The sequence below is a fragment of the Corynebacterium sp. c24Ua_83 genome (assembly GCF_039907245.1).
Lineage (GTDB): Bacteria > Actinomycetota > Actinomycetes > Mycobacteriales > Mycobacteriaceae > Corynebacterium.
In genome coordinates this window covers 1-22,859 of record NZ_JASBOI010000007.1, presented here as the reverse complement: position 1 = coordinate 22,859, position 22,859 = coordinate 1, and the positions used below count along the sequence as shown (strand labels likewise).

At 63.8% G+C, this 22,859-nt stretch carries 14 protein-coding genes and 1 pseudogene; 10 read left to right on the top strand and 5 right to left on the bottom strand.

What is annotated here, in order from left to right; translation table 11 throughout:
- Window positions 1-59 precede the first annotated feature (59 nt).
- Together QKE30_RS06315 and QKE30_RS06310 are read left to right on the top strand one after the other, a co-directional pair.
- Window positions 60-266: a DUF2613 domain-containing protein gene (locus tag QKE30_RS06315; protein ID WP_005297166.1), complete on the top strand. Its 207-nt coding sequence runs from the start codon at window positions 60-62 to the stop codon at window positions 264-266.
- 14 nt (window positions 267-280) lie between these two features.
- A pseudogene (locus tag QKE30_RS06310) lies at window positions 281-2,335 on the top strand (DUF3367 domain-containing protein); the annotation flags it as partial.
- Window positions 2,336-3,723: 1,388 nt separating this feature from the next.
- Here QKE30_RS06310 and QKE30_RS06305 read toward each other — a convergent pair.
- Window positions 3,724-5,019 carry an acyltransferase gene (locus tag QKE30_RS06305; RefSeq protein WP_347934361.1) on the bottom strand — a complete coding sequence of 432 codons (1,296 nt, stop codon included), beginning with the start codon at window positions 5,017-5,019 and terminating at the stop codon, window positions 3,724-3,726.
- A gap of 171 nt (window positions 5,020-5,190) precedes the next feature.
- Between QKE30_RS06305 and QKE30_RS06300 the strand changes: the two genes are divergently transcribed.
- Window positions 5,191-6,465: a DUF3068 domain-containing protein gene (locus QKE30_RS06300; protein WP_347934360.1), complete on the top strand. Its 1,275-nt coding sequence runs from the start codon at window positions 5,191-5,193 to the stop codon at window positions 6,463-6,465.
- 40 nt (window positions 6,466-6,505) lie between these two features.
- Entirely contained in the window at window positions 6,506-8,308 is a 1,803-nt protein-coding gene (locus tag QKE30_RS06295; protein ID WP_239202452.1) for a hypothetical protein, read from the top strand.
- On the opposite strand, the gene QKE30_RS06290 is transcribed toward QKE30_RS06295, so the two are convergent.
- Complete coding sequence (locus QKE30_RS06290) at window positions 8,305-9,465, bottom strand: glycosyltransferase family 4 protein (RefSeq protein WP_239202453.1); 1,161 nt, start codon at window positions 9,463-9,465, stop codon at window positions 8,305-8,307. The genes QKE30_RS06295 and QKE30_RS06290 overlap by 4 nt on opposite strands.
- 103 nt (window positions 9,466-9,568) lie before the next feature.
- On the opposite strand from QKE30_RS06290, the gene QKE30_RS06285 reads away from it, so the two are divergent.
- The 4 genes from QKE30_RS06285 to QKE30_RS06270 all read left to right on the top strand — a co-directional run bounded on the left by QKE30_RS06285 (window position 9,569) and on the right by QKE30_RS06270 (window position 15,674).
- Window positions 9,569-10,417, top strand: coding sequence for a class I SAM-dependent methyltransferase (locus tag QKE30_RS06285; RefSeq protein ID WP_239202454.1), 849 nt, complete (start codon window positions 9,569-9,571; stop codon window positions 10,415-10,417).
- Window positions 10,418-10,652: 235 nt separating this feature from the next.
- On the top strand, window positions 10,653-11,882 hold the full coding sequence (locus tag QKE30_RS06280; protein ID WP_347934359.1) for an acetyl-CoA C-acetyltransferase: 1,230 nt from the start codon (window positions 10,653-10,655) through the stop codon (window positions 11,880-11,882).
- A gap of 107 nt (window positions 11,883-11,989) precedes the next feature.
- Window positions 11,990-14,317 (top strand): 3-hydroxyacyl-CoA dehydrogenase NAD-binding domain-containing protein, encoded by a 2,328-nt coding sequence (locus QKE30_RS06275; protein WP_347934358.1) that lies wholly within the window; start codon window positions 11,990-11,992, stop codon window positions 14,315-14,317.
- Window positions 14,318-14,624: 307 nt separating this feature from the next.
- Window positions 14,625-15,674: an intradiol ring-cleavage dioxygenase gene (locus QKE30_RS06270; protein ID WP_347934357.1), complete on the top strand. Its 1,050-nt coding sequence runs from the start codon at window positions 14,625-14,627 to the stop codon at window positions 15,672-15,674.
- On the opposite strand, the gene QKE30_RS06265 is transcribed toward QKE30_RS06270, so the two are convergent.
- The 3 genes from QKE30_RS06265 to QKE30_RS06255 all read right to left on the bottom strand — a co-directional run bounded on the left by QKE30_RS06265 (window position 15,671) and on the right by QKE30_RS06255 (window position 20,011).
- Window positions 15,671-17,602 carry a VWA domain-containing protein gene (locus QKE30_RS06265; protein ID WP_239202458.1) on the bottom strand — a complete coding sequence of 644 codons (1,932 nt, stop codon included), beginning with the start codon at window positions 17,600-17,602 and terminating at the stop codon, window positions 15,671-15,673. The two genes, QKE30_RS06270 and QKE30_RS06265, sit on opposite strands and share 4 nt — an antisense overlap.
- Window positions 17,603-17,678: 76 nt before the next feature.
- The gene (gene budA, locus QKE30_RS06260; RefSeq protein ID WP_239202459.1) at window positions 17,679-18,410 is read right to left on the bottom strand and encodes an acetolactate decarboxylase; all 732 of its coding nucleotides are present in this window, start codon (window positions 18,408-18,410) and stop codon (window positions 17,679-17,681) included.
- 110 nt (window positions 18,411-18,520) lie between these two features.
- Window positions 18,521-20,011, bottom strand: a complete 1,491-nt coding sequence (locus tag QKE30_RS06255) for a YeeE/YedE thiosulfate transporter family protein (RefSeq protein WP_347934356.1) — start codon at window positions 20,009-20,011, stop codon at window positions 18,521-18,523.
- 392 nt (window positions 20,012-20,403) lie between these two features.
- On the opposite strand from QKE30_RS06255, the gene ahpC reads away from it, so the two are divergent.
- Together ahpC and ahpF are read left to right on the top strand one after the other, a co-directional pair.
- Entirely contained in the window at window positions 20,404-20,967 is a 564-nt protein-coding gene (gene ahpC / locus QKE30_RS06250; protein WP_239202462.1) for an alkyl hydroperoxide reductase subunit C, read from the top strand.
- Window positions 20,968-21,155: 188 nt separating this feature from the next.
- Window positions 21,156-22,736: an alkyl hydroperoxide reductase subunit F gene (gene ahpF, locus QKE30_RS06245; RefSeq protein WP_347934355.1), complete on the top strand. Its 1,581-nt coding sequence runs from the start codon at window positions 21,156-21,158 to the stop codon at window positions 22,734-22,736.
- Window positions 22,737-22,859 lie beyond the last annotated feature (123 nt).

The window sequence follows — 22,859 nt, the reverse complement described above, 5'->3', positions numbered from 1 at the left end:
GATCTACAAGAAGCTAGTACGCTAAAACCACAACAATCCCACTAGGAACAGGAATTAACATGGCTAACGAAACCGCCTCTAACCGTCGCGGCCTGGGCGCACTGGTCGCCTCCGCAGTTGCAGGCCTGGTCCTGGGCGGCGCCGCAACTTTCGGCGCTGGCGCAATGGCCGATACCACTGAACTGCCCACCGACGAACAGATCGCCGTCAACCAGGACAACGCATTCCTGGGCGCCGTCCAGTACGGCGGCCGCATTTCCGAATAAAGGCGCACCATCACGTGCCAACCACGGCGCATCGCCCCCTTTCTCGCCGCGCTTGGGTGTATAGCACCCTCGCGTGGTTTCTTTTCGCATTCCTACAGTCCCCCGGGCTGACCTCGGCCGACACGAAGCTGGACCTGACGGCCAACCCCTGGGGATTCCTCCGCCAGGCGTCGTACCCCTGGACGGATACTTTTCCGCTCGGGCAGCTGCAGAACCAGGCCTACGGGTACCTGTTCCCGCACGGCCTGTTCTTCGCTGTGTTTTCGTTCCTGCCCGATTGGGTCACGCAGCGCCTGTGGTGGGGGCTGCTGCTGGCGCTCGCGTTCGCCGGCACGGTTCTGCTGCTGCAGCGGCTAGGCATCGGCAGCCGCGGCTCGCGGGTGATCGCGGGCATCCTCTTTGCGCTCTCCCCGCGGATCCTCACCACGCTTGGGGCTATTAGCGCCGAGGCGTGGGTGTGCGCGCTGGTGCCGTGGGTGCTTCTGCCCGTGGCGAGCGCGGCGATGCTGGGACGGGATGCCCAGCTAGACCGCCACACACGCTCCTACCTGGCGAAATACGCCCTGCTGAGCGCCCTGGCCGTGCTGTGTCTGGGCGCGGTGAACGCCGTGGCCACCGCGGTGGCCATCCTGCCCGCCGTGATCTTCTGGCTGGGCATGTGCATCCGCCGCCCGCGCGTGGGCCTGTACTTCGCGCTGTGGTGGATGCCCGCAGGGCTGCTGGCCACCTTCTGGTGGATCGGCCCACTGCTCCTGTTGGGCAAGTACTCCCCGCCATTCACGGATTACATCGAGTCCGCATCCCTGACCACCAACTGGATGAACCTCGCGGAGATCCTGCGCGGTACCACCAGCTGGACCCCCTTCCTCTCCGCCGAGCGCCAGGGCGGCTACGAGTTGGTCGGCGAGCCCGTCTTCGTCGCCGGAACCCTGCTGGTGGCGTTCCTGGGCTTATGGGGGCTCACCCGCCCGCAGCTGCCTTTCGCCCGCCGCTGGCTGGTGATCCTGCTGCTGGGCGTGGTTGCAATGGTCTTCGCCACCGCCCCGATCTCCCCGCTAGCCTCCTGGGGCCGGGTATTCCTGGACGGCGCGGGCGCCCCGCTGCGCAACCTGCACAAGTTCGACCCCCTGGTGCGGTTGGCGCTGGTTGTCGGCATCGCCCACGGCCTGGCGCGCCTGCCCTGGCCAGGCCTTAGCCGCGAACGCTGGGCGCGGTGGCTCCACCCGGAGAAGCACGCGGAGGTCCCCCGCGCCATCGCCATTTGCCTGCTAGTCGTCGTGGTCACCGCCACTGGTTGGTCGGGGCGCATCGCCGCCGCAGACGCCTACCGGAGCGTGCCCGACTATTGGACCGAGGCAGCGGACTGGCTGAACTCGGAAGTCACCAAGGAAGCCGGGGAGACCCACGCCCCCGCCCGCACCATGATCCTCCCCAAGGCGCGCTTTGCCCGTCAGACTTGGGGAAACACCCGCGACGAACCTGCTCAGCCTCTGTTGGACGTGCCGTGGGTCGTGCGCGACTCCGTTCCGCTCGTACAACCCGAGGCCATCCGCGGCCTCGACGGCATACAGCGGGAGCTGGAAGCCGGCACCGCCATCCCCTCCCTCGCCGCCGCACTGTGGCAGCAAGGCGTGGGGTACCTGGCACTGCGCTACGACCTGACCACCGCCGCCGACACCCCCGGCGCCAAGCGGATCGAGCGCACCCTCGAGCGCTCCGGAGGTTTCAGCAAGGCCGCCACCTTCGGTGACGACGAGGAGGTGCGGATCTATCGGGTGGATCCTGTTACTCCCGACACTGGGGGCACTGCGGGTGACCTGCGGATTATTGACGCCGAACGCCTCGACGTCTCCCATTCCAGCGCCGAATCCCTCCCCCGCCTGGCAGCGGCGGACGCGGCCCTGGGTAGGCAGGGTGCGGCTAGGGCGCGCGTGGGGGCGTCACAAGGCAAAGGACTAGAGCTACCCGCACAGACGGTGACGGACACGCCCGCGCTGCGCGACCACAACTACGGCAACGTGGTGAGCGCGGACAGCGAGATCCGCAGCGAAGACGACCCGGTGCAGGTGCTGAACCCGGTGCGCGACTACCCCGTGCGCGATGCGGACGGGCAGGAGGTCGCGCCGGAGCAGATGACGCGCGTAGAAGGCCGCGGCGAGGTGCGGGTCTCCTCTACTGCCGCAGATCCGACGAGCTTCGGCGGGGCGGAGACGTACTCTTCCGCAACCTCCGCGGTGGATGGTTCGCAGAGAACCGCGTGGCGGCCGACGGTCGGCAACGTGGCCGGGCAGTACATCGAGTTCCGCATGGACGAGGCATACAACAGGCTGGGCCTGCACCTAGACGTTCAAGGGCGCCCGGCGCGCGTGCAGGTGACGACGTACCTGCAGGGCAGAATCGTGTCGGGCACGTCAGCAACCCTGAAGACCGGCGAGACCAACAAGGTGAAGGTTCCAGCCGGGCGGGCCGATGCGATCCGCGTGACGATCGTGGGTTCCTTCGGCGACTTCGGCATATCCGAGGCGAAGGTGCTGGCCGATGGGGAGAAGGACGTCACGCCGCGGCGCGTGCCGACGGTGCCCCCAGTGGATGGCAGCGACGACTCACAGGGCAACGCGGGGGCAACAGGGGCAACACTGAACCGGTGGGTATTCGGCCAGGAAATCAACGAATCCGTCATGCTGCGCGGCTTCGAGGTACCGGAAGCAGTTGGCAACGGCGCGGGCGAGCTGCCGGTCGTTGTGCACACCTCCGAATGCGCCCGCGAGAACCCAGCACCCGTGACCATCGACGGCAAGGACTACACCTGCGGCGACACCTTGAACCTACCCGCGGGCAAGCACGTGCTGTCCACCACGGCGCGCTGGGTGGCGCTCTCCGTCGCCGAGCCGCTGTACGGCGCGGCGGTGCGGGAGACCCCGGCGGCACAGCCGGTGGAGCAGGCCAACCCGCGGGAGCAGCTGGCGCCCGGCGAGCAATCCACCCGCCTGGAGGCCTCGGATAAGAAGCGCGTGCTGTTCAGCCCCTCGCAGGCGAACCCCGGACGCATCGCCACGCTGGAAGATGGCGGCGAAACCACACAGCTCACGCCGATCACGGTGAATGGCTGGCAGCAGGGGTGGATCGTCCCGGAGGGCAAGTCCGGGCTGGTCAAGATCCACTTCGAGGGCACGAAACTATACCGCGCATGGCTGGCCATCGGCCTGGTGGCGGCGCTGGTGCTGGTGGGGCTGTGCATCTTCGTGGTGCAGCGAACCCGCCGGATGCCGGCGCTGCCGGAGAGGACGGCGGCAGTGGCAGCTGCGCCAGCGGCGGCAAGCAAGACCCAGCCCACGGAGCGCACCCCGCGTAGCCAGCGCTTCCGCCGCGCCATCCTGGCGGGCAAGGCCATCACCGGGGCGGCCGCATTCCTGGCGCTACTGCTCTGCATCCGCGGCGCTTGGGGCAGCGGAAACTACTACGCGGACGGGTTCGTGGTGAACGGCGCGCTCGCCGTCGTGCTGCTGGCCGCGGTGGTCTCTGCCTTGGCATCTGCAGCAACTGCAGCGCGTGCCTCGCGCTTGGCATCCCGCACCGAGCGCCACCAGGAATTAATGGACCGGCGCGCGGGCTCTTCCACCAAGGAGTAGCTCAGCGCGGCCACCGGCACGCTCAGCACGAACGTTGCCACCAGCACCAGGGCGGTGTGCCCGCTGAACAGTGGCACGCCCAGCAGCGGAAACACCAGCGATAGCAGCGACATGTGCCACAGGAAGATCGCATACGACCAGCGGCCCAGCGCCTGCATCGGTGCCGACTCCAGGAACTTCGACCGCGGCGCCAGCGTATAAGGAACGATCAGCGCGGCAGCGAACACCAGGCCATATAGCGTCCGGCGGGCGAACTCCGCCGGCGCCGCGTGCGTCAGCCCCTCCGGCCCGTCCGAGGCCGCGACCGCCAGCGCACCGATGGCCAGCAACCAGAACACCCAGCGAAACTTCGCTACGAATCGCACCTCCGGCAGCTGGTACCGGGCGTCAAGACCCTCGGCCCCATCCTTACCCGTGCGCGCGTAGGCACGATCCTGCAGGATAGACTCCAGCTCCGCACCGAGCAGCCCCACCCCGAACCATGCAATAAACGCAGGTGGCATGATGTGCGGGTTCAATCCACCCGGCGCCGGCGGCTCGGCGAACGCGGGGATGAAGGCCCAGCCGAAGCTCGCCGCGGCCACCACGACGATCCACACGATCCGCCATTTTCTTTCTCGACGCCCCCACGCCACCGCGATCACAGGCAGCACCAGGTAGAAAGCCATCTCTACACACAAGCTCCACAGGTGGGTCAGCCCGCCGATCAGCCCACCGTCGACGTAGATCTGCACCATGATGACGTTCGAGATCATCTGCCACGCCGTCGGCGAGCCCGCAACCGGGAAGAACAGCAGCACAACCGCGACGGTGACCAGGTAGGCCGGGAAGATGCGACCCAGGCGCTTCACGTAGTAACCCGCCAAGGTCAGCAGATTGTCCTGCGAGGTAGATACCGCAAAGTCCGCACGGTGGCGGCGCCACAGCAGAAACCCGGAAAGAGCGAAGAACACGGGCACAAAGAAATCCGTGCGCGCCATCATGCGGTTCAGCAGGTTCCCCGTATCCGCGCCGGTTTGGAACGCGACATGGGTGATGATGATGCCGGAGCAGGCAATCGCGCGGAGACCTTCCAGCGCAGGTAGGAAGGGCGCGGGGCGGGCGGAGGGAATCTTCGTGCTCATCGGGATCAGCTTAACCGACCGGCACGCGAAAACACCCCCGAAGACTTTTCTAGAGAAATATTTTAAATCTGCGAAGTATCTAGTTTTGATTGGCTAAAGTATTGGAAGCTTTACAGGCTAACTACAGTCACCGGATAGATATAGACAGATAGAGTCAGGAAACCCCATCCTATGAAGAGAATCCTCTCCTCCGTAGCGATCGTGCTCGGTGTAGCCATGCTGGTCTTTGCCATCGCACTGCCCACCTATGTCGTCCCGAAGGGCAAGGTGCTGCCGCTGGACCTCGTATCCACCACCATCACACCGAAGACACCCGGCAACCTGCTGGACTCTGGGGCGCTTGCGGCCGGCAAGCCGGTGAGCAACAACAAGGACAAGCCCGAGTGCAAGGGCGACAACCCGCAGGTGAGCTGCTTCATCAACAAGGACTTGGAGATGCAGTCCCAGCGATTCACCACCGCACAGGAACCTTCGGACGATGATGTCGTGACCCTCGAGTCCGGCCAGACCCTGTTCCGCACGGACCGGGAAGAGCCGAAGAACCTGATCAGCGCGTCGATCGACCACATCACCCTGGATCGCAAGACCCAGATGCCCGTGCCGGAGCCGACGTCCTCGATCGAGCTGAACGCACCGGCCCTGGATGCAGCTGCCAACGAGGGTAAGGACGAAGAGGTTGAGGCCTCTGTCGCTCCGTTCACCCGCCCCGGCATCACCTACCAGTTCCCGATGGGCACGGACCGCAAGTCCTACGACTACTTCGACATGCAGATCCTGAAGACCCAGCCGATCGACTACGTCGGTGAGGAAGAGCAGGACGGCGAGAAGGTCTACCGCTTCGAGCAGACTGTTCCCCCGACCGAGCTGTACCCGGCTCTGCGCGAGCGCCTGGAGGCCGACGGCGAGCTGTCCAAGGGCGACAAGGGCACCCTGGCCGCGCTGCGTCTGAAGTTCCCGGCGAAGGTCTGGGGCATCGACCCGGACGACATCAAGAACAAGGACGGCGAGCAGGCCGAGAAGAAGGATGAGAAGGCCAACGAGAAGAAGGAGGGCGAGGACGGCGAGAAGGAAGAGGACCTCGGCCCCGAGGTTGAGCTGTCCCGCTACTACACCGTCCACCGCGTGCTGCGCGTGCAGCCGGATACCGGCGTGATCGTCAACGGTTCCGAGGAAGTCTTCCAGTACTACGCGCAGGATGACGAAGAGGCGCAGGAGATCTTCGAGAACAAGGAAGAGGAGATCAACAACCCGACCCGTACCGCCGTGTACTTCCCGGGCGCGTGGGATGACGAGTCCCGCGACGGCCAGATGAAGAAGGCCACCGATGGCCTGCAGAAGATCAAGCTGATGGGCACCATCCTGCCGTGGATCCTGGGCGTGGTTGGCCTGATCCTGCTGGTAGTCGGCTGGATCGCTCACCGCTCCGCGCGCCTGGCGGCCAAGTAATTCCCGCAATTATTTCCGCTGAGCCACTAGACTATTGGCTGTGAAGCCGCAGCCGCCGAAGACCACCGCCAAGCGCGATCGCCGGATCGTGCTGGGGTGGTCTTTCCTCGTCTCTATCGTCACTTTGTGGCCGTTCTGGCTGGGTCTGCGCCCGGATTCCTCGAAGGCGTTTCTGCTGCGGGATATGTTGGTGCCGCATTCCCTGCCGGAAAATTCCAATAATCTGGGCATCAACGACGGCGCTCCGCGCGCCCTGCCGCAGGATGCGGTGTTGACGCTCTTCTCCCCCACCTTCCCCTCCACGTTCCTTGCCAGTGCGCTCGTTCTTTTTTCCTGCCTAATGGGTTGCTATTTCGCATCCGCGATGGTGCGGGACATGGCTGGCGGGCGGCTTTCCTCGCAGCTGGTTGCAGCTTTGTTTGTGGTGTGGAATCCGTTCGTCATCGAGCGTTTTCTGCAGGGCCAGTGGACCGTTGCGACCGCGGGAATGCTGCTGCCTGCGGTCGCTTTCCTGGCCGCCGCGCGTTCCCACGGTCTGTTGTATGTGGCGATCTGTTTGTGTGGCTTTGTGCCGACCGGTCTGATCCTGGCGCTGATCACGGCGCTGGTGTTCGCACCTTCGCACGGGGAGCGTCTGCGCAGCCTCGTTGCCAGCATCATCGCCGCGTTGCCGTGGTTGCTGCCGGCGATCTGGGTTTCTAACCCTTCGCAGACCCGCTCCGATGCCCTGTCCGCGGCTTTGTTTTCCGCCCGCGGCGAGACCTTCTTAGGCCCGCTTGCCTCCACGATGGGGCTTTCGGGGATTTGGAATGCGGAGGCCATCCCGCCGTCGCGCAACCTGTTTTCGGTGCTCGTGAGCGTGGCCCTGTGCGTGGTGCTGATGCTCGGCTTCAAGGAGCTGTGGCGTGTCTATCGCGGCGTTGCGGTGCTGACTGTTCTTGCCTTAGTGACGCCCCCTCTGCTGGCCACCAGCTGGGGCGTGGATCTTATGGGCTTTGCAATTAGCCACGTGCCCGGCGCGGGCATGTTCCGCGATACCTCGAAGTTCGTGTGCCTGGCGATTCCGGGGTTTGTGCTGCTGATTGCCGTGGCGGTGGAGCGGATGGACCCGCGCCGCCGCGCTGGGGACGTCCGAAAGGCCCCGGCTAAGGAGGACAGTCCCAGCCGTTCGCGGTGGGCGCCGCGTGCCGCGGCGGCCGGCCTGGCTGTGGCGTGCGTGCTGACCGTCCCCGCATATCCGGCGGATATGGCGCCATTGAAGCGGGTGCAGATCTCGGAGACGTGGAGCCAGATGTTCACCATCATCTCCGGCGCTCCGAACGGCAAGATTGTGCTGCTCCCGCCGGGCAACTACCGCACCCGCGGCGACCGGCCGCACGTGGATCCGGGGCTGAAGTTGCTGCCGGGGTCGCCGATGGATCCTGGGTTCCTGATCGTCGATGGCCAGGTGGTGGATGGCAACCCGGCCAGCATGAGGATCCTGTCGGATCTTATGAACGGCAAGAATACCCTCAAGCGCAATGGCGTGAGCTGGGTGCTGGTGGACTGGTATTCCATCACCGACGGCGTCGCGATGACCAAGGCGCTGCAGGTATTGAACTCCAAGGGCATTCGGCGCGTCCTCAGCGCCGATAACTACGACCTCTACCGGGTGCAGAGCCCCACCCTGCCGCGCTCGCCGGTCCAAGATCGCGCGCCGCTGTTCGTGGGCATGACGTTCTACTGGATGCTCATGATGTGGGGCATGTGCGTGTGGCTGTGGCGTGTGACCCGCCAGCTGCAGATGAACGGCCGCAGCCGGCCGCTGCCGGTCAAGACAGGCAAGGCCGACAGCGCTGACTAGCGCCCGCGCGCGACTTCCTGGCGCAGCAGCTTCTCCCATGCCGCGCCGGTGGCGTCCCAGGAGAACTCCTCGGCCCGGCGCTTCGCGGCCCGGCCCATTTCCCTGCGCTTCTCCGGGTTATCCAGCAGGTATTCGACCGCGTTCATTAGCCCACCGGGGGAAGAACACAGCAGGCCGGTCTCCCCGTCGATGACGGAATCCCGCAGCCCGGCGGAGGACTCATAGCCGACCGTCGGCACCCCGTGCTGCCCCGCCTCGATCACGGCCAGGCCCCACCCCTCCTTGCGCGAGGGCATCACGTGCACAGAGGCACGGTTGAGGATGCGGTGCTTCAGCTCCTCGGACACGAAGCCGTGGAACACCACCAGCGGCTCAATCCCCAGCTCGCGGGCGTAATCCCGCAGGCGATCGGCCCACCATCCGTCGCCGATCACATCCAGGCGCACGTTCGGGTGGGTGCGCGCCACGGCGGCCAGCGCGTCCAGCGCATGCTCGATCTGCTTGTGGGGGACCAGCCGGGACAGCGCCACCAGGTGAATCGTCTGCTCCTCGCTGGCATTGTCGGAGTTGGGGCTGGGGGCGTCCGGAATCAAAGAAGGAGCAACAGGATCGATGCCGTTACGAATGATCTCGATGTTGCCGCGCAGCACGCCAAGCTCCACCAGCTCCTCGGCGGAGGGGGCAGAGACGGTGACCCAGCGGCGGCGCCGGTGGATCCACGGCGAGATGGTGGACTCGATCAGCCAGCCGATGCGGGAGAGGATCGGCCCTGCGACGGACCACTGCTCGCGATGGCAGTGGTGGGTCAAGACGACGGTGGGCGCGCCGCTGACCAGGGAGGCGAAGAAGGGTACGCCGTTTTGGGTATCCACCACAACGTCCGGGCGGCCAATGTCCGCTAGGGCCCCACGCCCCCGGCGGGCGGCCAGGATCGCGGCCAGCGCGCGCGGGTAAACCGTAAGGTTGCCGCCGCCACGAGAGAAACGGAAATTGCGGCCGACCTGCTGTGATCGTGTGGAGCCGGGATAGTAGGCAGTGCGGAACACCACCTGGTGGCCCTGGTTGGCCAGGTACTCCCCCACGCGCTCCAAGTAACGTTCGCTGCCGCCACCTTCGGGGTGGTTTGTGTCGCGCCAGCAGAGAAGCAGTACTTTCATGATGGACACTATGTTAGTCGCCACCGCCTGCGACTTTGCAGGGTTTGGTGAATCTGCGTAAAGACTGCAGAAAGTCAGCACAACCTGAAAAGATAGACACTCGATGAGCCCGAACAACCACCCCGCCCGCCAGCGCCAGACGCTGAGCGTTTTCCGCCGCCGCGCTACCCTGCGCCGCTCCTTCGGTCTGCTCAACGACTTCAAGTACGAGCAGACCCGCCCCGACATCTTCTACGGCCACCTGGCCGAGGACACCGTCGAGCTGATCCGCGACATTTACGCGGGCGTGCGCGGTGTTGGGCAGGGTTCAGGGCAGAGTTCGGGGCAGGGGCCAGACCAGAGCGAGCCCCTACGCAACACGAAGATCCTGGACGTCGGCGGCGGGCCGGGTTACTTCGGAGTGGCCTTCGACAAGGCCGGCGCGGACTACTACACCTGCGAACCAGACGTCGGTGAGATGGCCGCCGCGGGCATCAAGCTGCAGACCTCGGTTCGGGGTTCGGGGCTGGACCTACCTTTTCTTGGTGACGCCTTCGACATCACCTACTCTTCCAATGTCGCCGAACACGTACCGGATCCGTGGCGGATGGCCGACGAGATGCTGCGGGTGACGAAGCCAGGCGGAGTGATGATCTACAGCTATACGGTGTGGCTGGGTCCATTCGGCGGGCACGAAACCGGGCTGTGGCAGCACTACGTGGGCGGGGAATTTGCCGCCCGGCGCTATGAGAAGAAGATGGGCAAGCCGCCGAAGAACCGCTGGGGTGAGAGCCTGTTCAACGTCTCCGCCGCCGAAGGTCTGAAATACGCGCGCAAGGTGCATGGCGAAAGCGCCAAGCTGGTGGCCGCGTTCCCGCGCTATCACCCCTGGTGGGCGTGGTGGATGGTGCGAGTGCCGGGGCTCCGCGAGTTCGCGGTATCCAACTTGGTGCTGGTGTTTCAGAAGCGCTAGGACTACCCCCAATTCAGCGGGGGCACCTTCTAGGGGCAGAAAAAGACATAAGACTACAACTATTTCCCCGAAGAACGGGTAATGTGGCGTGAGACACAAGTCTAGTGTTGCGACCTGCTAGGTCACTGGATTCATGAGCCGCTGGATTCATGAACCACAGGATTCATGGGCCACTGCCCTAGCCGATCGTTGCACTAAAGGATCACTGTCGAGAACGATAGGAAATAGGACTGACATGACCAGTAACACTGGCGCCCCTGAGGCATTCATTTACGACGCCGTCCGCACCCCCCGTGGAAAGGGCAAGCCGGGCGGTTCCCTGCACACCATAAAGCCCGTTGACCTGCTCTCCGGCCTGATCGAATCGATCATCGAGCGCAACCCGGGCATCGACCCCAACCGCATCAGCGACGTCATCGCTGGCTGTGTCACCCCCGTCGGCGACCAGGGCATGGATATCGCCCGCACCGCCGCGCTGAACGCCGGCCTGCCGTACACCGCCACCGGCTTCCAGGTGAACCGCTACTGCGCCTCCGGCCTGACCGCCGTGAACCTGGGCGCACAGAAGATCCGCTCCGGCTGGGACGACCTGGTCTTCGTCGGTGGCGTGGAGTCTATGTCCCGTGTCCCGATGGGCTCCGACGGCGGCGCCCTGGCAATGGACCCGGCATCCAACTTCTACAACGACTTCATCCCGCAGGGCATCTCCGCTGACATCATCGCCAGCCTGGACGGCCTGTCCCGCGAGGACCTCGACGCTTTCGCTGCCCGCTCCCACGAGCGCGCATCCAAGGCCTGGGAAGAGGGTCGCTTCGACCGCACCGTCGTTCCGGTGAAGGACCAGAACGGCATCACCCTGCTGGACCGCGACGAGACCATCCGCCCTGGCACCACCGTCGAGGGCCTGTCCGGCCTGAAGCCCGCCTTCGCCATGATCGGTGACCAGGGTGGCTTCGACGCTGTCGCGCAGACCAAGTACCCGCAGCTGGAGCGCATCAACCACCTGCACCACGCCGGTAACTCCTCCGGCATCGTCGACGGCGCAGCCCTGCTGGCCATCGGTTCCGAGCAGGCCGGTAAGGACTTCGACCTGACCCCGCGCGCCCGCGTTGTCTCCGTCGCCACCTCCGGTGTGGAGCCGACCATCATGCTGACCGCCCCGGCACCGGCCTCCCGCGCAGCTCTGGCCAAGGCTGGCCTGAAGCCCGAGGACATCGACATCTGGGAGATCAACGAGGCATTCTCCTCCGTCGTTCTGCGTGCACAACGCGAGCTGGACATCCCGGACGAGAAGCTGAACGTCTCCGGTGGCGCCATCGCTATGGGTCACCCGCTGGGCGCAACCGGCGCGATCATCACCGGCACCGCCGTCGACGAGCTGCACCGCACCGGCGGCCGCTACGCCCTGATCACCCTCTGTGTCGCAGCCGGCATGGGTGTGGCCACGATCATCGAGCGCGTCTAACCGACCTTCCCGCAGACCAAAACACAAGAAACACTCAATTTTCCTCTGACAACCTCCCGCGAACGCGAGCGTGAGGGCGTTAATAAATAAAACAAGGAGCATCACACATGAGCATGTTCAAGTGGGACCAGGATGGCGACGGCATCGTAACCATCACCATGGACGACCCGAACCAGCCGGTCAACACCATGAACGACACCTTCCAGGGCGAGCTGCCTGAGCTGGTGGAGAAGCTGCAGGGCGCAGTGGAATCCGGCGAGGCCAAGGGCGTGGTCATCACCTCCGCGAAGAAGACCTTCTTCGCCGGCGGCGACATCAAGTCGATGATCAAGTCCACCCCGGAAGACGCAGAAGCAATCACGAAACAGATCAACGGTATGAAGGCCGGCCTGCGCGCAATCGAGACCCTCGGCGTGCCGGTCGTCGCCGCCATCAACGGTGCGGCGCTCGGCGGTGGCCTGGAGATCGCTCTGGCCACGCACCACCGCATTGCTTCGGACGCCAAGGGCCTGAAGGTTGGCCTGCCAGAGGTCACCCTGGGTCTGCTGCCGGGTGGCGGCGGCGTGACCCGCGTGGTCCGCATGCTGGGCATTCAGGACGCACTGATGAAGGTCCTGACCACTGGCCGCCAGTTCCGTGCGGAGGACGCACTGAAGACCGGCCTGATCGACGAAGTCGTCCCGGCAGACCAGCTGATCGACGCTGCCAAGAAGTGGATCAAGGAGAACCCGGAAGCATCCCAGCCGTGGGACCAGAAGGGCTTCAAGATCCCGGGCGGCACCCCGACCAGCCCGCAGCTGGCACAGTTCCTGCCCTCCTTCCCGGCTAACGTGACCAAGCAGATCAAGGGCGCGCCGATGCCGGCTCCGAAGGCCATCCTGAAGGCCGCCGTTGAGGGCGCACAGCTGAAGAACATCGAAGAGGCTCTGGCCGTGGAGACCCGCTACTTCGTGGAGCTGGTCACCGGCACGACCTCCAAGAACATGATGCAGGCATTCTTCTTCGACCTGCAGTACTGCAACGGTGGCGGCTCCCGCCCGAAGGACGTTGAGAAGAAGCAGTTCAAGAAGCTGGGCATGGTTGGTGCCGGCATGATGGGCGCAGCGATCGCCTACGTGGCAGCGAAGGCTGGCATGGAGGTCGTGCTGAAGGACATCAAGATGGAGGCTGCCGAGAAGGGCAAGTCCTACTCCGAGGGTCTGGAGGCCAAGGCACTGAAGCGCGGCAAGACAACCGAGGAGAAGTCCAAGGCTCTGCTGGACCGCATCAAGCCTTCCGTCGACTACTCCGACCTGTCCGACTGTGACATCGTGATCGAGGCCGTGTTTGAGAACACCGAGCTGAAGCACAAGGTCTGGGCAGAGATCGAGGCAGCCGTGCCGGAGGATTGCGTGCTGGGCTCCAACACCTCCACCCTGCCGATCACCGAGCTGGCTACCGGCGTGAAGCGCCCGAAGGACTTCATCGGTATCCACTTCTTCTCCCCGGTAGACAAGATGCCGCTGGTGGAGATCATCAAGGGCGAGGAGACCTCCGACGAGACCCTGGCTGCGGCCCTGGACTTCACCGGCCAGATCCGCAAGACCCCGATCGTCGTGAACGACTCCCGCGGCTTCTACACCTCCCGCGTCATCGGCTTCTTCCTGAACGAGGCTATGCGCATGCTGGCTGAGGGCATCGATCCGGCCGTCATCGAGGCCGCTGGTCGCCAGGCTGGCTACCCGGCACCGCCGCTGCAGCTGCAGGACGAGCTGAACCTGAAGCTGGCCCGCAAGATCGGCGCCGAGACCAAGGCAGCTCAGGAGGCCGCTGGCCTGACCGTCGACGACGGTGGCGTGACCGAGATCGTGGACAAGATGTTGGACGTCTACGACCGTCCGGGCAAGCTCGAGGGCAAGGGCTTCTACGAGTACAACGAGGAAGGCCGCCGCACCGGCCTGTGGCGCGGCCTGTGGGACGAGCTGGGCGCCGGCAAGGTGAAGGTCGCCGACGGCGAGTCCACCGTTGCAGGCACCGGCCTGGATACCGCCGCTGCCGGCGCAGCCCAGAAGGCTGCTGCTGACCCGAGCGGCGTGGCTGCTGGCTCCAACGTTCCGGCTGACGCTCCGGCCTTCATCGACCTGGTGGAGCGCCCGCTGTTCGCCGAGGCTCTGGAGACCCAGAAGTGCATCGACGAGGGCGTGCTGACCTCCGATGCGGATGCCAACATCGGCTCCATCATGGGCATCGGCTTCCCGGCCTGGACCGGCGGTACCCGCCAGTACATCAAGAACTACGACCGCCCGGCCGCCGCTACCCTGCCGGAGGGCAAGGTCGCGGACCGCGACGGTGGCGACTACCCGACCCGCGGTGTTGCAGGCTTCGTTGCCCGCGCTGAGGAGCTGGCCGCTAAGTACGGCGAGCGCTTCACCCCGCTGGAGTCCCTGAAGGGCTAGTTCTCAACTGGTTTCGCCTCCTTTAGTTAGCTGGCAGTCTGCCTGATCACCCCAAGTGGGGTTTTCAGGTGGCTGCCAGCTGTTCTTTTTACTTCTGTGACCATTTTGCGGGTAGTTGATAGGTCATTCACCACGCGTTTCCCACTTCCCTACCGAGAGACCAGTATCTACTCGCGACTCAAACCGCAGCGGCACCTCACGTCCATACAAGCTTCGCCCCCTAGCTTCGGTTCATAGATCAGCCAAAGGCCTCGATGGACGAAGACAGACGAACTTTAGAGGTCACAAGGAAGGGAAGGAAACCACCATGGGCTTACACATCCGCACCTACGAAGGGCGTGTCCTCGACCGGCAAGACGAGGACCTGGAGGACCAAGGACTGCACTTCGACATCGGCACGATCCGCAACCGTGTTTCTCGCCGCAAGTTCTTCGGACTACTTGGGGTTGGCGCCGGGACAGCAGCTATCGCAGCTTGCTCGCCTGGATCTGATCCTTCAGCCGCATCAAGTGCAACATCGAGCTCTGCAGGCACCACCAGCGGTGCAGCTGCCAGCACCGCGAACTCGGACGTTGACCTGACAGAAATGAACACTGAAACCGCAGGCCCTTATCCCGGCGATGGATCAAATGGGCCTGACGTATTGGAAAAGGTGGGCGTCGAAAGATCCGACATCCGATCCAGCATCGGCGGCGGGGCAACAGCTTCCGGTGTGCCGATGAAGCTCAAGCTGAACATCATCGACATGGTCAACAGCAACTCCGCAATGACTGGCGCGGCCGTATACGTCTGGCACTGCGATGCAGAGGGCGGCTACTCCATGTACGGCGACGGGCTGGAGAATGAAACCTATCTGCGCGGAGTGCAAGTCACCAGCGACGATGGCACCGTCGAATTCACAACCATCGTTCCGGGTTGCTACTCCGGGCGATACCCGCACATTCACTTCGAGGTTTTCCCGGATAAGGATTCTATTTCGGACGCCACGAATGCGATCCTCACATCTCAAATCGCAATCCCCGGCGACGTCTGCGAGGCGGTTTACGAGACCGATAACTACGAAGCCTCAATCAAGAATTACAAGAACACGTCGCTCGACAAAGACGGCATATTCAGCGACGGCTGGGATGCGCAGATGCCGGATTTCACCGGCGATGTGAAGTCCGGCTACACGCTGACTTTGGACGTTCCGATTGATACCACCACCGAGAATAAGATGAGCGGCCCCGTAGGCGGTCAAGGTGGGCCGGGCGGTCCGGGTGGTCAAGGTGGTCAGGGTGGCCCAGGGGGTCAGCCGCCGGCGGGCGAGCCACCGGCGGGGCAGCCTGGGGCAGAGAGCGGCTCCTCGAACGCTTAGCGCTTGCGGCTGTAGGCGAGGGCCACACCGCCCAGGGCTACCAGCACGCCCACGACGACGCTGTACCAGATCAGGTTGTTGCTCGAGCCGGACTCTTCGCTGTCCTTTTCCTCGGATTCGTCGGCCCGCTTGGAGTTGTCTTCACTTTCCTCGTCCTGCGGATGCGAAGCCTCCGAGAACTTCGGGCCGGGAATCTTCTCCCCCGTGAGCTCTGTGGTGAGCTCATAGGTGGCGGCCTCGTTCTTCACCTCTGAAACGTCCCGGTGTTCGCCGCCACCCCAGCTGTTGTTGAAGAAAACCACGATGTACTGGTCCCCATCCAGCCAAGATTTCCGCGCCGCAACATCGCTCGGTTGTTCCTCACCATCGCCCACCATGTTGCGATAGTTCAGCCTGGCGGCGTGGCCGAAGGCAACGGACTGGCCCTCGGTGTGCGGGTTGACGGATTGGCTTTCCTGCGAAGAAGCTGCTTGCCGCACAGAGTTTAGGGTTCGTACCTGCAATTGAGAGATGCGCGCCAGCTCCTTGTCAGGAGCCGCGACCAGCTTCATCCCACCCCGCAGCTTCTGCCCATACTCAGCCTTGATCTTGTACACGTGAGTTTCGCCCGGCACGATGTCGGCCTTCACCGTAGACTTGCCGTCCGCCTTGAGCTCCGTGGCGTCGTGGAACCACGCCCCCGGCTTCACCGTCTCCACGTCTTCGGCAGCTTGCGGGGAATCCTCATGGGAGAAGCTCTCCTCCTCGAAAGGCTCCGGCACGCCATTGAGGTCTTCGTTCGCGAAGCGCTTGATGGTGACCTCCGCGGGGATCTCCTGCCCCTCGTACGGGCCACTCTTGCGCACTACCTTGAACTTGAAGTCACCTGCTGGGCAGTCTTCGCCTGCTCGCTTCGTTGTGTAGGAGGAGAAGAACGGTCCGTTGGAATCGATGATCCCGGTATCTCCACTGTTGTCCAGGTAGCAATCTAGCTCCTCTGCGTCCAACTTGAGCGCGAAGTTGGATCTCCCCAGCCCATCGCCCTGGGAGGGCGGAGGCATCGTGGCCACGCTGAGCGCCAGGCGCTCGCCTTCGGCGATGGGGGTGCTGAAGTACTCGGCGCCGTCCTCGTCCTCCCGGTCGCCATCGGACTTTTCACGCAGCTTCGTGGAGAAAGTCTCCACATCGGCCGGCACCTTAGCCGCCGATGAGTAATCATCGCCTCCACTGATCTCCTCCGCTTCAGTCTCAGTGGTCTGGGCCGTGCGAGTGGTCAGCCGCTTCATGGAATCAGCCAAACTCACGGTGTCCTTGGCATCCATGTACTCGCCGCCGCCTGCCTCGGCGATGCACTCCAGCTCCTTGCGGGCCTTGGCGTCCACCAAAAAGCCGACGGTGTTGATGGTGAGGTCAATGCCTTCCTTCTTCAGGTCCTTGGCGACCTCGCACACAGGCGGTGGGGCGCAGGTGTCCTCGCCGTCGGATACCAGCACGATCGAGCGCTCGCCATCCTTGGGCAGTTCCTTGGCGGCTTGCCTCAGGGCCGGCCCCATCGGCGTGTGACCGGAAGCCTCCACCTTGCCGACTTCTTCAGGAATCTTGGTCACGTTTCCCTTTTCCACTGGCAGCAGGGTTTTAACGTCCTTGCAGCCAGCCTCGCGCTCTTCCGGCGAGTTGCCGACCTCCGTGCCGTAGACCATGAATCCCAACTCCGCGTCGCTGGGCACGGCCACAGAAAACATCTGCGCCGCGTCCTTTGCAGCGGCCAGGCGCGTCTGCCCGTCGGCGTCCGGGGTCTTCATCGACCCGGAGGCGTCCAGAATCAGCATCGTCGGCGGGATGTTCTTACCTTCATCCTCCGCCTGGGCTTCCTGTGCCGGTGGTACGACGATTGTCACCAGTGCTGCGATCAGCGCAATTGCGAACAGCAGCGAGCTTCTTCTAGCCATTGATTAACACCCTTCAGTTATCGCTGTGGATCACCTTATATCGAAGGGAAAACCATGGCAGGCTTTTTCAGGTTAGCTAGTCCTTGACTTCCGTCTTGTGCAGCTGCGCGTCCAGGTCCTCCGGGTCCAGGTTCGCCTCAGAGAACGCACTGGTCAGCGGCAGGCGCAGCTCCAGGTCGGTGCCGGGACACAGCTCGATCTTGCCTTCTTCCAGGGTGAAGTCCAGCACGTGCCCGCCAACGGTGCGCGAATCGTCGATGAAGTGCACGTGGCAGCCGGGGACGGAAATCCCCTTCTCGTAGACAGGCGTGCGGAAGCCCGCGATAATTCCCGTCACGTCGGTGAAACGCTGCTCGGCGTCATCATCCGTCGCCTCAACCATCGGCCGATACGGCGGCTTCTGCTTCACGACCGTGCGGGTGACCACGCTGCTGAAGTGCCCGGTAATGCGGACGGCGTACATGTAGTTCGAGGAGGGCGTCATGCCGTCGATGAACTTCGACAGCTCCGCGCGTCGAATGTTCTGCGGGGCGCGGCGGCGGATGCGCGGCACGAAGTTGGTGGCCACGGCATAGGGGCTGCGGGTTTCCAGATCGGCGCGGGTGGCGCTGCCATCGTGGCGCAGCTGGTAGCAAACGCCGTCGATGATGACCATCTCGCCGTCCAGCGCGTCGAACGTCCCCAGCCCGAAGTTGCCCTTGCCCAGCAGCTCGCCGACGGTCATCTCGCCGTCGTAAATGCCGTCCAGCAGGGCGGTCATCAGGGAGTTCTGGAAGATTGTGTGCCTAGTTACCGGTGAGTCGCTCATGTGCCCCATTGTTGCCGTGCTCGCCCATTGCTCGCTTTTCTTAGTGACGCCCCTCTCGCCCCAACCACCCCCAATGCGGGGCGGTGGGGGCCGAATAGGCTGCTGGCAGCCTAGCTGCCCTTCTTAACGGTGATGGTCCAACCAGCGTCGGCGGTCTGCTCGAAGTTCGTGACTTCGTGGCCATCGGTGGCAGCCCACCGCGGGATGGCATCGGTAGCTTGGGTGCAGTCAAAGTCGATCTGCAGCGAATCCCCGACGGAAAGGTCAGCCATCGCCGCCTTGGCGTCGATCAGAGGGAACGGGCATACCGCGCCGAGAGTGTCGAGCTTATAAGTCCGGTCGCCGACCAATTTGAGGTCGCTATCTCCGCTGGCTCCACTCGATTCAACGCTCTCCGCAGCCGTGGCCTTGCGATCCAGCAGCAGGGTGCCTGTGGTTTGGAAGCCCAGCTGGGCAGCCATGGCCTTCTGCTCTGCAGCGGACTGTACGGACTGTGCAGGCTGTGCGGACTGTGCGGCGCGCGGGGAGGACTGCGTCTGGCTTGGCTGGTTGGCCGTCGGGTTGGATGCCTGGCCCGGCACCGCATCGGTGGGCTTGAGCCACAGCTTTGCGGCAACGCCGATTCCGATGGCGATGAACAGCAGTGCAACCCAACCCTGGTAGCTGAACAGGGAGGTCTGCACCATGCCGTTACCCACGGTGCAGCCGCCGGCAGCGGAGGCGCCCACACCCATCAGCACGCCACCGATGACGGAGCGAACAGCCTGCTCAGCGGAGGGAACGCGCAGACGGAATTCGCCGGACGCCTTGGCAGCGAAGAAGGCGCCCACCAGCAGGCCGAGCACCAGCATGACTCCCCAGTCAACTGTGTCTTCGCCACTGATGAGGAACTTAGAGAGGTTGGACGATGGGCTGGTGATGCCGAGTCCGTCGTTGCGACCCGTCGCCGCCGACAGCGGCCATGCGAGTACGCCCAGCGCACCGATGATGGCCGCGGTCGGGTAAAAGTGCCAGGGCTTTTCCGCCAGCAGGTGTGCGAGGCCGGTCTTCTTCGGCTTCAGGGTCGCCATCTTCGGCGCTTGAGCTTCCTGCGCCAGGAAGCGACGGGTCAGGAAGGCAACTCCCAGCGCAAATGGGATGACAAGCCACCACACGGAGATCCCCAGAGACCCGTGGATGGTGGTGATGGGCAGCGTCCAGCTGCGCAGTCCCTCGTTGAGGGCGTTCAGCGAGCCACCCTTCATAACGGCGGCACTGCCTGCGTAGAAGACCAGCGCCAGCCACGAACCGATAAGCCCCTCGGCAGAGCGGTACCACGTGCCGGATGCGCAGCCACCCGCCAGCACGATGCCCATGCCGAAAAGCAGACCACCCAGCACGACGGCGAGCGGTGCGAACTGCTTGTACTCGGGCGTAATCACTCCCGCAGTCGTCAGGGCGGCAAGGCCGACCGCGTGCACTGCGATGACGATAAGCAAGGCGGTGAAGCCCCGCCAGGTCTTGTTCAAGAAAATATCGCGGATCATGCCGGTTACGCAGAACCTGCCGCGTTGCATAACCCAGCCAAGGACAGCACCTAATGCCAATCCGGTGACAATCATGAGTTCCCCTACTCCAAACTAAAAATGAACCGATCTGTCTGTCTGTTTGAATGCGTCATACTAGCCCCCAGTCAACTCTCCCTCAAGCCCTAAGAGAGGTTCATCACATACGAAGCCTCGCAAACCACACGCAAGGTCCCATAAATCAGCATTGATAGCGACCTCCGATTTAAACCCATAACCCGCCACCAATGTAAACCTATCAATCCTTGACTTTTACAAAGTCATCGCTATAATGGGTGGTGAATCGCAATCAAGCAGCCCACATTGCCGCCCCCGATGATCCACTTCAACTTCAAAACAGGACTGAAGAAAATCGGTAGGCTTTGTAGCGACAGTTGCGTATAACTGCCAACTAAGAACCTGAAACCAAGCCCCCAAGGAGGCACAGCATGTCCCTCATCAACACCGAGATTCTGGATTTCAAGAACCCCGCTTTCTTCAACGGTGAGTTCACCGAGGTATCCAAGGACGACGTCCTGGGCAAGTGGTCCATCTTCTTCTTCTACCCCGGCGACTTCACCTTCGTCTGCCCCACCGAGCTGGGCGACCTGGCTGACCACTACGAAGAGCTGAAGGGCATGGACGTAGAGGTTTACGCCGTATCCACTGACTCCCACTTCGTGCACAAGGCATGGCACGCAGAGTCCGATCAGGTCGGCAAGGTTAACTACTACATGCTGGGCGACTCCACCGGTCAGCTGACCAACAACTTCCAGAACATGCGCCCGGGCGCCGGCCAGGCAGACCGCGCAACCTTCCTGGTAGACCCGGAGGGCAAGATCCAGTACATCGAGCAGACCGCCGAGGGCATCGGTCGCGACGCTTCCGAGCTGGTTCGCAAGGTCAAGGCCGCTCAGTACGTCGCAGCTCACCCGGGCGAGGTTTGCCCCGCCAAGTGGGAAGAGGGCGAAGAGACCCTGACCCCGGGCATCGACCTGGTTGGCAAGATCTAACTTCCCCTTCCACTCCCCCCGCCGCACCCAGGCGGGAAACCCACGGCGGGCCGGGCTTTCCACTTACGGATCCTGCCCGCCGTTTTTAGTGCCTTTAATCCACCAATAAATCCCCATCCCCCGAAGAATCCATGTGTGGCGCGCATCCCCTCAGGGTGGCGTCAATAAACGAAGAAAGAGAGCACCCAATGGCTAAGCAATTACTGGACGACAACCTGCGCAAGCAGCTCGGCCAGCTCGTCCCCCGCATCACCAAGGACATCGAGCTGGTGTACAGCCTGGACGACCGTTCGGCTTCCGAGGACCTGGAGAAGCTGCTGCAGGACATCGCCGGGCTGTCCGACAAGATCACTGCCCGTCGCGACGACGACGCGCACGAGCGCAAGCCCTCCTTCAGCATCGTCCGCACTGGTAGCGACATTTCCGTGGCCTTCGCGGGCATCCCGATGGGCCACGAGTTCAGCTCCCTGGTGCTGGCGCTGCTGCAGGTCGGCGGCAACCCGATCAAGGAAGACAAGGACCTGATCGAGCAGGTAGAAAACCTGGACGGCGACTACGAGTTCGTCACCTACATGTCTCTGACCTGCCAGAACTGCCCGACCGTCGTGCAGGCGCTGAACACCATGGCAGTGCTGAATCCGCGCATCAAGCACACCGCGGTGGAGGGCTCGCTGTTCCAGGACGAGGTCAACGAGAACAACGTTCTGGCCGTGCCAACCATCTACCTGAACGGCGAGGAGTTCGGCCAGGGCCGCACCACCATCGAAGACTTCGTGCGCAAGCTGGACAGCGGTTCCGCCGCGCGCGAGGCAAAGAAGCTGAATGAGAAGAAGCTCTACGAGGTGCTGGTGGTTGGCCAGGGTCCGGCGGGTGCAGCGGCCTCCATCTACGTTGCCCGCAAGGGCCTGAGCGTAGGCCTGATTGGCGAGCGCTTCGGCGGCCAGGTGCTGGACACGAACTCCATCGAGAACTTCATCTCCGTGCCCGCCACCGAGGGTCCGAAGCTGGCGGCGGAGTTCGAAGAGCACGTCGGCCAGTACGACATTGACGTGGTGAAGGCCCAGGCCGCGACGGGTCTGACCCCTGCCACCGAGGAGGGTGGCCTACACACGGTGCACTTTGGGGATGACGCCACCCTGCGCGCCCGTGCCCTCGTTATCGCCACGGGCGCACAGTGGCGAACCCTGGGCGTTCCAGGCGAGGAGGAGTACCGCAACAAGGGCGTGACCTTCTGCCCGCACTGCGACGGCCCGCTGTTCAAGGGGAAGTCCGTGGCCGTGATCGGCGGCGGAAACTCGGGCATCGAGGCTGCGCTGGACCTGGCAGGCGTGGTGAAGCACGTGACGGTTCTGGAGTTCGGCGAGGCCTGCCGCGCGGATGACATCCTGATGCAGCGCGTGGAGGAAACCGCGAACATCGACGTGATTACGTCGGCAGCTACGACGGAGATCGTGGGCGACGGCAAGAACGTCACCGGCCTGAACTACACGGACCGCACTAACGACAAGTCGAAGTCTCTGGACGTCGCGGGCGTGTTCATCCAGATCGGCCTGGTGCCGAACACCCAGTGGCTGGGCGAATCCGGCGTGGAGCTGAACAAGATGGGCGAAATTGTGGTGGACGAGCACAATGCCACCAACATCCCGGGCGTGTACGCCGCCGGCGACTGCACTGCAGTGCCGTTCAAGCAGATAGTGATTGCCCAGGGCGCCGGCGCAAACGCTGCGCTGGGCGCGTGGCAGTACACGGTGACTGCGCCGAAGGCCTAGGGACTAACTGGTTTGGCAGCCTGGCCGCGCTGGCTGAGCGGTAGCCGTCATGCGGTAACCACCGTACGCACCACACCAGCCCCACCAGCCCCACTGGGCTATCTGCACCCCTCTAATAATGGA

Excerpts from the sequence above, each read along its gene's own strand:
- QKE30_RS06290 (WP_239202453.1), bottom strand. The coding sequence starts at position 9,465 with ATGAAAGTACTGCTTCTCTGCTGGCGCGACACAAACCACCCCGAAGGT.
- QKE30_RS06285 (WP_239202454.1), top strand. The coding sequence starts at position 9,569 with ATGAGCCCGAACAACCACCCCGCCCGCCAGCGCCAGACGCTGAGCGTT.
- ahpF (WP_347934355.1), top strand. The coding sequence starts at position 21,156 with ATGGCTAAGCAATTACTGGACGACAACCTGCGCAAGCAGCTCGGCCAG.
- QKE30_RS06300 (WP_347934360.1), top strand. The coding sequence starts at position 5,191 with ATGAAGAGAATCCTCTCCTCCGTAGCGATCGTGCTCGGTGTAGCCATG.
- QKE30_RS06255 (WP_347934356.1), bottom strand. The coding sequence starts at position 20,011 with ATGATTGTCACCGGATTGGCATTAGGTGCTGTCCTTGGCTGGGTTATG.
- QKE30_RS06270 (WP_347934357.1), top strand. The coding sequence starts at position 14,625 with ATGGGCTTACACATCCGCACCTACGAAGGGCGTGTCCTCGACCGGCAA.
- QKE30_RS06275 (WP_347934358.1), top strand. The coding sequence starts at position 11,990 with ATGAGCATGTTCAAGTGGGACCAGGATGGCGACGGCATCGTAACCATC.
- ahpC (WP_239202462.1), top strand. The coding sequence starts at position 20,404 with ATGTCCCTCATCAACACCGAGATTCTGGATTTCAAGAACCCCGCTTTC.
- QKE30_RS06280 (WP_347934359.1), top strand. The coding sequence starts at position 10,653 with ATGACCAGTAACACTGGCGCCCCTGAGGCATTCATTTACGACGCCGTC.
- budA (WP_239202459.1), bottom strand. The coding sequence starts at position 18,410 with ATGAGCGACTCACCGGTAACTAGGCACACAATCTTCCAGAACTCCCTG.
- QKE30_RS06265 (WP_239202458.1), bottom strand. The coding sequence starts at position 17,602 with ATGGCTAGAAGAAGCTCGCTGCTGTTCGCAATTGCGCTGATCGCAGCA.
- QKE30_RS06305 (WP_347934361.1), bottom strand. The coding sequence starts at position 5,019 with ATGAGCACGAAGATTCCCTCCGCCCGCCCCGCGCCCTTCCTACCTGCG.
- QKE30_RS06315 (WP_005297166.1), top strand. The coding sequence starts at position 60 with ATGGCTAACGAAACCGCCTCTAACCGTCGCGGCCTGGGCGCACTGGTC.